General features: G+C 38.3%; 7 protein-coding genes. 3 read left to right on the top strand and 4 right to left on the bottom strand.

Translation table 11 applies throughout. From position 1 onward, the window contains the following. Window positions 1-18 precede the first annotated feature (18 nt). The gene (locus FUA48_RS00200; protein WP_147581567.1) at window positions 19-1,467 is read left to right on the top strand and encodes an alpha-amylase family glycosyl hydrolase; all 1,449 of its coding nucleotides are present in this window, start codon (window positions 19-21) and stop codon (window positions 1,465-1,467) included. A gap of 58 nt (window positions 1,468-1,525) precedes the next feature. Here FUA48_RS00200 and FUA48_RS00195 read toward each other — a convergent pair whose 3' ends face one another. The 4 genes from FUA48_RS00195 to FUA48_RS00180 form a co-directional block, all read right to left on the bottom strand. Further along, the gene (locus FUA48_RS00195) at window positions 1,526-1,999 is read right to left on the bottom strand and encodes a hypothetical protein (protein WP_147581566.1); all 474 of its coding nucleotides are present in this window, start codon (window positions 1,997-1,999) and stop codon (window positions 1,526-1,528) included. A gap of 387 nt (window positions 2,000-2,386) precedes the next feature. Continuing rightward, complete coding sequence (locus tag FUA48_RS00190; protein WP_147581565.1) at window positions 2,387-3,061, bottom strand: response regulator; 675 nt, start codon at window positions 3,059-3,061, stop codon at window positions 2,387-2,389. A gap of 6 nt (window positions 3,062-3,067) precedes the next feature. Then, window positions 3,068-3,907: a sensor histidine kinase gene (locus tag FUA48_RS00185; protein WP_168196913.1), complete on the bottom strand. Its 840-nt coding sequence runs from the start codon at window positions 3,905-3,907 to the stop codon at window positions 3,068-3,070. A gap of 114 nt (window positions 3,908-4,021) precedes the next feature. After that, window positions 4,022-5,611 carry a peptide chain release factor 3 gene (locus FUA48_RS00180; protein ID WP_147581563.1) on the bottom strand — a complete coding sequence of 530 codons (1,590 nt, stop codon included), beginning with the start codon at window positions 5,609-5,611 and terminating at the stop codon, window positions 4,022-4,024. 292 nt (window positions 5,612-5,903) lie between these two features. On the opposite strand from FUA48_RS00180, the gene FUA48_RS00175 reads away from it, so the two are divergent. Beyond that, complete coding sequence (locus tag FUA48_RS00175; protein WP_147581562.1) at window positions 5,904-8,276, top strand: immunoglobulin domain-containing protein; 2,373 nt, start codon at window positions 5,904-5,906, stop codon at window positions 8,274-8,276. A gap of 61 nt (window positions 8,277-8,337) precedes the next feature. Then, on the top strand, window positions 8,338-12,537 hold the full coding sequence (locus FUA48_RS00170; protein ID WP_147581561.1) for an Ig-like domain-containing protein: 4,200 nt from the start codon (window positions 8,338-8,340) through the stop codon (window positions 12,535-12,537). Window positions 12,538-12,577: the final 40 nt, after the last annotated feature.

Below are 12,577 nucleotides of genomic sequence, written 5' to 3'. Positions count from 1 at the left end.
TGAAACAAAACTTATGTTATGCTAAGAAAAGTATTTTTAATGTCCTGCCTGTTTTTTGCGGTAGGGGCCTCGGCACAAAAGGAAGTCATCTATCAGGTGTTTCAGCGCAGTTTTTTTGACAGTAATGGCGATGGAACAGGTGATTTTAAAGGAATCCAACAAAAAATGGATTACCTGCAAATGCTGGGTGTTAATGCTATAATGCTGTCTCCAGTCTATCAGTCGGATGTTAACAACAATCTTTATGCTACAGACTGGAGTAAAACCGATACTGCTTATGGGAGTTTAAACGAATACAGGTCCTTAGTGCAGGAAGCACACAGAAGAAAGATGAAAGTATATCAGGATTTAGACCTGAGGTATGTTAATGATAAACATGAATGGTATACCGATAAGACAAAGTATAAAGATTATCTTCTATTAAAGGATAATGCTAATAAAGAATATACTAATGCTAACAGAGAGCATTCTCAGGCTATTGCCGTTAACTTTAAGAAAGGAGAGGTTAGGGGAGAGATAGTGAAAATGCTTCAATACTGGATTAATCCCGATGGCAGTTCTTCTTATTACAGCGGTGTTGATGGTTTTAGATTCAGTAATGTGTCTGATGATTTTGGTGGTCAGAGCAACTTGCTGAGAGAATTTTGGGTGCCCGTTATTAAGGGATTAAGGGATACAAAGGTAGATTTGCTTATAATGGCTTCACCGGCTGATGATAAATATACTAATGACGATTTTTATAATGTAGGCTTTGATGCTGTGTTTGACAGAAAGCTTAGGGATGGAATAGTTTCTTTTGATAAGAAAAAGCTTGAGAATGCTATAGCGACAACGATACTTAATACTCCCGAAAATAAAGCTCAGATGGTTTTTGTAAGCGGTTACGATGTGGGTAGGTTTGCCAATGCAGAAAATTATAAATCGGATCAGCTTAAGGCCTTAGCGGCACTTAATGTGTTTTTAGGGGGTAAGCCTGTTATCTATTATGGCGAAGAGTTAGGTACTCCTCATATTGATGAGGTAAAAGGTATGGAACGAATTATTTGGCAGAGAGGGGATACTCTAATATCAAATACACAGTGGTATATGCCTTTTATGAAGGCTGACGGTGAATTATATGAAGCGAGGCCAGTTGCTGAACAAATAAATGATAAGCAGTCTTTATTTAGTTTTTACAAACAGTTATTGGGGTTAAAAAATCACCCTGCGCTTACCGAAGGGCAGTATGTTGCCATGAGAAACGAAAATGAGTATGCTGTTTCTTTTTTAAGGGTTTCTAAAGTAGAAAAATTATTATTTGTTATTAATCTTTCAGACGAAGAACAACGAATATATCTTAATCCCGATATTATTATAAAGTTTAATAACAGCAGAATGTTATTAGGCGATAAAGAATGGGATTTTGTGAGGGGAGGAAGAGCTATAACACTGCCTCCTTATGGTGTTGCGGTATGGCAACTTCTATAAAGTTTTTAAATAGCACTAAATAATAAAGCCTCCCTAGGGAGGCTTTTTAAGTAATTTTCTAGATGTTATGCAGTGTTATGGCTGTAATATATGAAACTCTTTTATTCCATTCTTCAGTTAAGCTATACTGGTTAGAAGGGATTCTCCATATTTTAGTTTCATAAATACATTTACCATAGTTTTCTAATTCTTTAGCTGTAGAATAATCTTTTAGTTTTTCCAGCCCCCGCATGGCAATAATGGCTAGATGAGGTTTAATGTTTAACCCCATTACAGAATCCAGGATGTGGGTTATTCTTTTTCGCTGCTCGGTAGGGCAGTTAGAAACCATCAGGATGTTTTTCTTTTTTACAGTAACTAAGTAGGTACCCTCATTAATGTTTGCAGAAGGAGGTAATGGCTCCATAAATGTTCTGCCGGTTTCGTGAAAGTACAATCTGCGGATAGATTCGGGCTTTAGTTTTTTGCAGATTGCATTAATTGTTTCAGCTTTTCCAGAGCTTCTGGACCCTTTGATAATAATGTACTTCATAGTGGAGATTGTTTTGGTGATTACATGATAAAGTACAGAGGCTGTTTTGGGTCAATACTGATGCAGCAGTATCTAAGAAAGGGAGTGTGATTTGGATAGCTCCGATTTCTTTAAAATGCGAAATGAAATTTTTAAAATACATTAGCATAGTAAAATGACTTTAATAAATGTTTATAAAAACACTTGCCTCCGGCTAATTCTCTTTTTGGGTCGTTTAATGAGAAAAAGTGTATTCGATTTTATTAATTGTTGTAATAATTCTACTTTTTTTTGTTAAAAAGTATGTTTTATGTTGTCTGATTCCCTCAAAGCTACTATATACGTAAATAATTGCCTTACGGTTTTCCATAACTATAGCAAATTGATTTTTTATATTTTAATTTATTATTAAATAATCCCCATATCCTTTGCTATAGAGATAAGATGTATGGTGTTTTTGGCCTTAAAAAATATTTTCAGCTTATTTATTCTTTTTTCTATACTACTTATACTCGAAGGGGTTTTTCCTTCTTTTTTTAATAAATAGCTTATTTCATCCTGTGTTAATCCTTTAGAGAGATTTTTTATTAAATCGATATCATACTGTTCTATTTCAAAGAACAGATCTTCTTTTAAAAGCTGATTTAATTTTGGCGAAATGTAAGTACTCTTTTTTTGGGACTTAGATATGGTATCTATGGCTTCTATAAGCTCTTGAGTACTTTCCCTTCCTTTAATTATATAGGCATCTATTTTATAGTCTTCAAACAGGGATTTTATTTTATAGGGCCTGTCTTCAATAGTGTATACAATTACACCAATGTCAGATTGTTCGGCTTTTATAGTTTTTATTAACTCTTCTCCCGATGCTATTTTAGATTCTCTATGGTCTTCAGTAAAAGATAAGTCAGTAATAATCAAATCATACGGCTCTTTTTCGTAGATGGCTTTTTTAATTTTTAAGAAAGCTTCATCACAGTATTTTGTACTGCTAACGGCCGCATTGTATTTTTCCTTCAGGGCAGTTGTAAGGCCCAGGTTAATACTGTCTATATCTTCTGTTATAAGGATTTTTTTAAACATATGAGGTTATGCGGGATAGGTTAGTGTGAGGTGGAGTCCTTTTCCCGGCTTAGGCTCAAAAATAACCTTACCATTTATAGAAACCATACGGTTTTCCACATTTAAGAGTCCGTTTTTTGAAGTAATCGGACTTATTTGCATCCCTATTCCGTTATCCGAATAACTAATGCATATTTTTCCTCTTTTTAGCTTAAAGTTGATGACCACTAAAGTTGCATTGCTGTGTTTTTTCATATTTACCATGATTTCCTGCAATGCCCTGTAAACAGCGATCTTTTTAGTCTCACTTATCTTATTCCAGTCTATCTTGTCTACATCTTTTATTATAATGTTTACATCGGCAGCCTGATACTCGCTAAGCATAAGTTTTAACTGACTTTTATATCCCCTTCCCGTATCTATGTTGTTTATTTCCCTGGAAATATTCCTACTCTTATTATAAACAGTTTCCAGGTTTATTAAAAGCCGTTCTTTATTATTAACCTCACCAAGATCGTTAGACGATGCATGGCACATTACGTTGTAAATCTCATTAGCAATTTCATCATGAACCCTTTTTGCTATGCGTATTTCGGTCTCGTAGTTAGTTAGTATTTTTTGTTTCTTCAGCTTCTTCTTTACAAGCATATGTGCTACAAATAATGTAGCTATAATTATAACGGTACAAATAATGAAAAGAGTAGCCTCAGGATGTTCGAAGACCGAGTCTTTAGCAGCAAACCCGGTTTGTTTTTCCGTTATAGAATTTTGAAAAAGGGCATAAGGGTACCATAGGGTAAAATTACCCTTTAAATGATTTGTGGTAAGGTGCAAGACAACCTCGCGGGTAGTCTCAAAAGAAAGCATAATCATCTATATGACTGAATTAAAAATTAACTAATGGCTTAAGGTCAGATGCCATTTTATTAATCTTTCCCGCTACGCGGGATTATTACAGTGATTTTAGCTAGTTGTAATAAATCAATCAAATTCAGATGTAAAGAACAGTTTAACTGTCGGATATTTTTGTTGTGTCATTTGAATAGAAAAATCAGAGTCGGCTAAAAATACCAGTTGCCCGTATTTGTCTTTTGCCAAAAACTTCTGCTTTATTCTTTTAAACTCAGCAAATTCTTCATTTTTAGAATCTTCCGGTTTAACCCAGCATGCTTTAAAAGCCGGGAAATTTTCGTAAGAACATTTAGCACCATATTCGTGTTCAAGCCTATACTGGATAACTTCGTACTGAAGTGCTCCTACAGTACCTATTACCTTACGGTTGTTCATTTCCAGGGTAAATAACTGGGCAACACCTTCGTCCATTAACTGGTCAATACCTTTTTCAAGCTGTTTGGCTTTCATTGGGTCGGCATTGTTAATGTACCTGAAGTGCTCGGGTGAAAAGCTTGGTATTCCTTTAAAGCTCATTGTTTCACCTTCTGTAAGTGTATCCCCAATTTTAAAATTACCTGTATCATGAAGGCCAACTATATCGCCTGGGTAAGAAATATCAACAATCTCTTTCTTTTCAGCGAAAAATGCATTTGGACTTGAGAACTTAAGGTTCTTATTTAATCTTACGTGAAGATACGGTTTATTTCTTTCAAATGTACCTGATACTATTTTTATAAAAGCAAGCCTGTCCCTATGCTTAGGGTCCATGTTGGCATGTATTTTAAATACAAATCCTGAGAATTTCTTTTCATCAGGGTTTACAGTTCTGGTATCAGAGTCTTTTGGTCTTGGAGATGGAGCTATTTGAATAAAACAGTCAAGAAGTTCCCTAACACCAAAATTATTTAATGCCGAACCGAAAAATACAGGCTGAAGTTTTCCTTCAAGATAAGCCTGTCTGTCAAATGTAGGGTAAACCTCATCAATAAGTTCAAGCTCTTCCCTTAGTCTTTCAGCAGGTTTTTCTCCTATTATTTTTTCAAGCTCAGGATTGTTTATGTCAGAAAAAGCAATGGTTTCTTCAATATTTTTTCTGCTGTCTCCGCTAAAAAGGTTTATGTTCTTTTCCCAGATATTGTAAATACCCTGAAAATCATACCCCATGCCAATAGGGAAACTAAGCGGAGTAACTGTTAATCCCAGTTTTTGCTCTACTTCATCCATTAGGTCAAAAGCATCTTTACCTTCACGGTCAAGCTTATTGATAAACACCAGCATCGGGATATTTCTCATTCGGCAAACCTCAACAAGTTTTTCGGTTTGTTCCTCAACACCTTTTGCTACATCTATAACAACAATAACGCTGTCTACAGCCGTAAGTGTTCTAAAGGTATCTTCGGCAAAATCCTTGTGACCCGGGGTATCAAGTATATTGATTTTTTTATCCTGATAATTAAAAGCAAGAACCGATGTAGCGACAGAGATACCTCTTTGTCTTTCAATCTCCATAAAGTCGCTGGTTGCACCTTTTTTAATCTTGTTACTTTTTACGGCACCGGCTTCCTGAATTGCCCCTCCAAAAAGAAGAAGTTTCTCTGTTAGTGTGGTTTTACCGGCATCCGGGTGTGATATAATACCGAATGTTCTTCTTCTCTCTATCTCTGTGTTAAAGCTCATTATCTTTTTACCTCTGTTACTTTATCTAAATTCTATCTGCAAAAATAACTTTTATAAGCAATAAAACACTGGAAATGGCCGTGCAGTTTGTCGATAAAATAACGTAGTTCGTCGATACTTTTGCGATATTGACAATACATCTTTACTGTTACTGAGAATGTGGGTAATTTAATGTCAGTTTTTAGAAAAATTGTTGAATTAATACTAATATTTTATGATATTGAAAATTACCCCAAACCGATTAAAAACCCTCATATTTTTTGCTGTTTTTGCGTTTTTACCGCTTTTACAAATGCAGGCGCAAACGAGGGTTTACGCTAATTCGGCTACAGTTTCCAATTCGGCCCATATAGATAATGCAACCAATGCTTATGATAGTAATCTTACAACGTTTGCCAATGTTAGGGCAAATTCAGGAGTTGCTCTAGGCTTAGGTGCGTATAACGGATATATTGAATTGCAGTTTCCTTCAACATTACCTGCAAATACCACTTCTTATGTAAAAATTGAAACGGAAGACGATTTATTAAACTCATTATTAGGAGGAAGTTTAGGAGAACTACTGGCAGATGTACTGGGTGTAGTTTTAACAGGGAGTCAGGAATTTACTGTACAGGCAAAAAATAATACCACAATTGTTTTGCAGGGTGACAGTCAGGATGCAGGAGAGTTTGCTACAGACAGGATGAGGATAGTAGTTGATAATGCCGGAGATTTTTATGTAATGATAACTCCGGATCAGGCTTATAACAGAATTAGAATAACTAACAGGACAGGTGGTTCATTATTAGGTCTGGGTACTGTAAAAGACTTGTCTGTTTATGACGCCTTTTATGTAACGACTCCTGCAAATTGTGGTCAGCCGGTGTTTACTTCATTCAGTGCATCAGGGTTAAACCTTGATCTTATAGATTTAGGGACAAATGGGGTACAAAATCCTGAGAATGCTATTGATACCGATCCGGATAATTTTTCAACACTTAGCTTTGGGGTTTTAGGCGTTGCAGGTGCTATAGAACAAACCGTATATTTTGAGGGATCTTCACTATCTACAGATGAGTTTACTCTGCGAATGAGGCTTACAGGAACTATTTTAGATTTAAATCTTGCTAATAATATAAATGTAAGGTCTTATAATGGTGCTACCCTTGTACAGGATGTAACACTATCTACACTTTTAAGCTTAAACCTTTTAAACCTAAACGGAGGTGAAATTATATCTATTCCTTTAACTCCGGGAGCACCTGTAGACAGGATAACTTTAGAGTTTGAATCGTTTGTGGGATTATCCGTATCACAAAATCTTGACTTTTTTGGTATAACCAGAACAGCTGCTCAACCGGAAATTACAGATGTAGATACTCAGGATGCCAGAGGCTGTGAGGGAGGTACAGTAGATCTTTATGCGGATACTGATCCCGCTAATGAACTTAGATGGTATGATGCAGCAGAAGACGGTAACCTTTTAGCAACGGTAGCTGCAGGTGATCCTTTTACAACACCTGTACTTACTGCAGATGTAACATATTATGTGGCTGCTGCAAGGATAGGCTGTACTGAAGAATCGTTAAGAGTTGCAGTAGATGTTACTGTAACCAGTGTAGCTACTCCTAGTGGTACAGCGACTCAGGAGTTTTGTTCTTACGGAGGGTTTACTGTGGGTGATATTGTTGTTAACGAGAGCAATGTTGTTTTTTATGATCAGGCAACAGGAGGTACACAGTTTTTAGATACCGATGCATTAACGGATGCAACAGTATATTATGCAGCTCAGGTAGATGCATTAACAGGTTGTGAAAGCGTAACAAGGTTTGCAATAACTGTAAACTTAAATGATTTGTGTGATGTTACCCTTAACGTTAAAGTGTTATTACAGGGTGCATTATACAACTCAACACCTGGTGTTATGAGAGACAATTTAAGGAGTCAGGGATTAATTCCGTTAAACCAACCATACAGCAGCGCGCTGAATTCAAGATTTACTCAGGTAAATGGCGGAGGTACAGAAACAACTACAAATACTGTGCTTAATGCTAACTCTGGTACAAATGATGCTATTGTAGACTGGATTTTTATCGAGATAAGAGATGCAGCAAATTCGCAAACAATATTCAAAACAGTATCGGCACTTTTACAGCGTGACGGAGATGTGGTTGCATCAGACGGAAGCTCTCTGCGAGTTACCGGATTACCTGAAACTTTCTACATAGCTGTAAAACACAGAAACCATTTTGGAGCTATGGGCAGCCAGTTGCTAACCGTACTAAATGGTGAAGTTACTTTAGATTTTACAACAATAGATAGTGCCGATTTGTTTAGCCTTAGCGGATTTACAGGAGCAAACTCTATGGTTACTGTTAGTGGTGTAAAAGCACTATACGCCGGTAATGCAAATTATGATAATAAAGTAAAATATGACGGTGCTGCAAACGACAGGCAGGTTCTTGCCAGCCAGGTACTTTCTCACCCTTCAAATACAAATCAGGTACTAAACTTTTCCAGTGCAACCGGATATTATTCGGGAGATGTAAATATGGACGGGAAAGTATTGTATGATGGTGCAAGCAATGAAAGGCTGATAATACAGAATATAGTAATAACATACCCATTAAATACCAGCGGACTCAACAATTATAATGGAATGGTAGAGCAAATACCACAATAAAAACTGACAATCGGCTTATGCCTTTCAAAGTCTTTTTTACCTAACCACTATAATAAAGCCTATGAAAAGTTTTATCCTAAAAATAACATTACTAATAACAATGCTATTAAGTACTACATATTTCTATGGACAGAGCGTTGAATTTACCATAAAATTCGACACGGCTAACTGTAGCTATGAAGTATATGCAACATCAGATACTACCGGTGATATTTTTGTAGCAGGAGGAAGCCAGATTTCAATAGTGCTTCCGGAAGCTGTAGACGATAGTAGCCTTTCAGTAACTTCTGCATCATCATTATCATGGGTAGATAATTCGCAGGTATATGCACCTTTAGCAGACACAACCAGCGATTTCCACTCAATAGCAACAAACGGAGGTTTACTAAGTTTTGTTGCTACAGAGGAACTGCTGATTTTTACTTTTGAATTACCGGGCAGTGCCTGTTGTGCTCCCGGAGTGAGGTTGTTTGAAAATGGAAGTGACCCCGATTCTACAGCATCAGGAATGTTGGGAGGGGACTTTAACAGCTATTTTGGAGATGCCTTCACTTTTGATGATTACTATAACGGAAACTACGATAATACAACCAGTGTAGATCCCCCTACAGGAAATGCTACTCAGGATTTTTGTGAAATAGAAAACCCTACAGTGGCAGATTTGGTTACCAACGAGGAAGATGTTGTATGGTATGATGCCGCCAGTGGCGGCACTGCCTACAACAGTACCGATGCTTTAACTGATGGCACTACTTATTATGGAGCGTTGGAACCGGGAATATGTGAAAGCTCTTCTAGATTTGCAGTAACAGTTACTATAAACGATGCTGCAACTCCAACCGGAGATGCTACTCAGGACTTTTGTTTGGTTGATAGTCCTAAAGTAAGCGATATAGTTGTTTCTGGAGGTACAATAACCTGGTATAGCGCGGCCACCGGAGGTAGTGTTGTAGCCGGTGCAACTGCTTTAATAGACGGCACTACTTATTATGCCTCTATTACAGATGGTGTAAACGGATGTGAAAGTTCAGTAAGGTTAGCAGTAACGGTAAATGTTGATGATGCTGCCACCCCTACAGGAAATGCATCACAGGAATTTTGTGCCATAAACAATCCTAAAGTGAGCAATTTGGTTGCAAACGGAGGTACAATAATCTGGTACGATGCTTCTACAGGAGGAAGTGTTGTCGCCGGTACCACTGATTTAGTAGATGGAACTACATATTATGCTTCCATTACTGACGGAGTATCAGGATGTGAAAGTTCAGTGAGATTAGCGGTAACAGTTACCATAAACGATGCTGATACCCCTACAGGAGATGCTACACAGGAGTTTTGTGCAATAGATAATCCAACAGTTTCAGATTTAAATGTAAACGAAAGCAATGTAACCTGGTATAATGCTGCCACAGGAGGTAGTATTGTAACGGCAGGTACGGCACTAACAACCGCAACAACATACTATGGGTCGTTAACAGATGGTGTTTCAGGTTGTTCAAGTGCCACGCGCTTTGCTGTAACGGTAAGCATAGGTGATGCACCTCCACCCACGGGGTTTGCTATTCAGGACTTTTGTGAAGTAGATAATCCAACAATAGCAAGTCTTGTTACAGATGAAACAGGAGTTACGTGGTATAATGCAGCTACAGGAGGCAGTGCCATTGCAACTAATACGCCTCTTGTAAATAATACTACATATTACGGCTCTATGATTGATGCAGATACAGGATGTGCAAGTGCAGTTCGTTTGGCGGTTACGGCTAATATAGACGATCCTGGTACGCCAACGGGAGATACTACCCAGGAGTTTTGTGCCATAAATAACCCTACAGTTGCAAATCTTACGGCTTCAGGAGGTACAATAACATGGTATACTACCGCTACCGGAGGTAGTGCCCTTGCAACAGGAACTGCTCTTACAGACGGTACCACATATTATGCTTCAATGACCGACGTAGATTGTGCCAGTGCAACCCGTTTAGCAGTAGCAGTAACCATAAACGATGCTGCAACCCCAACCGGAGATGCTTCTCAAAGTTTTTGTACTGCCGATAGTCCTACAGTAGCAGATCTTGTTACAAATGAAGCAGGGGTTACATGGTATACAGCAGCTACAGGAGGCAGTACAATTGCCGGAGGTACAGCTTTAACTGATGGTACTACTTACTATGGGTCATTAACAGACGGTGTTTCAGGTTGTGCAAGTTCAGTAAGATTTGCTGTAACAGTAGCTGTGGGTAATGCACCTACACCAACAACAAGCGACGCCACACAGGATTTTTGTGCAGTAGATAATCCAACTATAGCAGATTTAGCAACAAACGAATCGGATGTTATTTGGTATAATGCAGCTACAGGAGGTACTGCATACAGCGATACTGATTCCCTTACTGACGGGACCACTTACTATGGAGGTTTGATTGTAGGTAGCTGTATTAGTGCAACCCGTTTAGAGGTAACAGTTAATATAGATGATGCTGCCACACCGGGAGGTGCAACAACTCAAAACTTTTGTGCTATAAATAACCCTACGGTAGCCAATTTATCTGCTACAGGAGGCACAATAACATGGTACAATGCTGCAACTGGTGGTAGTGTAGTATCATCAGGTACTGCATTAGTGGATGGCACTATATACTATGCCTCAATTACTGATGGCGTTTCAGGATGTGAAAGTTCTGTAAGGCTTGCCGTAACTGCTAATATAGATGACGCCGCTACACCGGGCGGGGATACAGAACAGACTTTTTGTGCTATAGATAGTCCTAAAGTTAGCGATTTGGTTGCTACAGGAGGTACTGTTACCTGGTATACAGCGGCTACAGGAGGCAGTTCAATAGCTGGTGGTACAGCTTTAGTGGATGGTACTACTTATTACGGATCTTTAACCGATGGTGGTTCAGGTTGTGCCAGTTCAGTTAGGTTAGCGGTAACGGTAACCGTAAACGATGCTTCAACTCCTACAGGAGATACTGCTCAGAGTTTTTGTGCCATAGATAGCCCTACAGTTGCTGATTTGGCAGCAGCCGGAGGTACTGTTACCTGGTATACAGCAGCTACAGGAGGTAGCGTAGTTACCGGAGGTACAGCCTTAGTTGATGGTACTACGTATTATGGTTCATTAACGCAAAATAGTTGTGAAAGCTCAGTAAGACTGGCAGTAACAGTAACCATAAACAATGCTTCGGCACCTACAACTGCTGATGATACTCAGGAGTTTTGTGGGTATGACGATCCTACACTTGCAGATATTCAGATAAATGAAAGCAATATAACATGGTATGCTTCTTCTTCAGGCGGTTCGTCACTATCGGCAGGTACAGCTTTGGTAAACAATACAACCTATTATGCTACTTATACAGATGGAGTAACAGGTTGTGAGAGTACCTCAAGACTTCCTGTAACGGTGACACTTACCACATCATGCGATATAGCACTTAATATAAAAGTAATGCTGCAGGGCGCCTTATCGGGAACATCAGACGGTTTGATGCGTGATGATTTAAGGACAGCAGGATTAATACCTACAAGTCAGCCATACAGCAATACATTAAATGCAAGATTCACTCATGTGAATAATGCAGGAGATGAAACAACAAACAGTACAGTTTTAGATGCCAACGATGGTACAGGTGATGCAATTGTAGACTGGATATTTGTTGAAATAAGAGATGCTGCAGATGAGACAACCATACTTGAAACACATTCGGTATTATTACAGCGTGACGGAGATATAGTAGACCCTGCTACGGGAGGTGCTTTCAGGTTAACATCAATGCCGGAAACATTCTATGTATCGGTAAAACACAGAAACCACTTTGGAGCAATGACATCTGGTCCGGTAACGGCTTCAATGGGATCGGTTACTGTAGATTTTACCACCATTACAGATGCACAACTATATCATTTGCCTGCAAGCCCGGATAATGTGGCTATGAATAATATAAACATAACAGGCTATGTGGGCAGGGCACTTTATGCAGGTAACGCCAACTACGATACAAAAATAAAATATGACGGTGTAAATAACGACAGGCAAACAATGGGAAGCCAGGTGCTTTCTCATGTAAATAACACAGGCCAGGTATTAAACTATGAAGCTGTAGGCTACCTGTCGGGAGATATAAATATGGATGGAAAAATAAAATATGATGGTATAAATAATGAAAGGCAGGTAATGCAAAATTCAGTATTAACATACCCTTTAAACACGAGTCTTTTAAACAACTACAACAATATGATAGAGCAGATCCCCCAATAAAATGGAGTACTGGGAGTAGCACACCATTTTAACAAAATTA

This window comes from Flavobacterium alkalisoli (assembly GCF_008000935.1).
Lineage (GTDB): Bacteria > Bacteroidota > Bacteroidia > Flavobacteriales > Flavobacteriaceae > Flavobacterium > Flavobacterium alkalisoli.
Note: the sequence above shows the minus strand (reverse complement) of the source record. Positions and strands in the feature narration are given on the sequence as shown.

Coding starts and splice junctions, on each gene's coding strand:
- FUA48_RS00180 (WP_147581563.1), bottom strand. CDS start 5,611: ATGAGCTTTAACACAGAGATAGAGAGAAGAAGAACATTCGGTATTATA.
- FUA48_RS00190 (WP_147581565.1), bottom strand. CDS start 3,061: ATGTTTAAAAAAATCCTTATAACAGAAGATATAGACAGTATTAACCTG.
- FUA48_RS00195 (WP_147581566.1), bottom strand. CDS start 1,999: ATGAAGTACATTATTATCAAAGGGTCCAGAAGCTCTGGAAAAGCTGAA.
- FUA48_RS00185 (WP_168196913.1), bottom strand. CDS start 3,907: ATGCTTTCTTTTGAGACTACCCGCGAGGTTGTCTTGCACCTTACCACA.
- FUA48_RS00175 (WP_147581562.1), top strand. CDS start 5,904: ATGCAGGCGCAAACGAGGGTTTACGCTAATTCGGCTACAGTTTCCAAT.
- FUA48_RS00200 (WP_147581567.1), top strand. CDS start 19: ATGCTAAGAAAAGTATTTTTAATGTCCTGCCTGTTTTTTGCGGTAGGG.
- FUA48_RS00170 (WP_147581561.1), top strand. CDS start 8,338: ATGAAAAGTTTTATCCTAAAAATAACATTACTAATAACAATGCTATTA.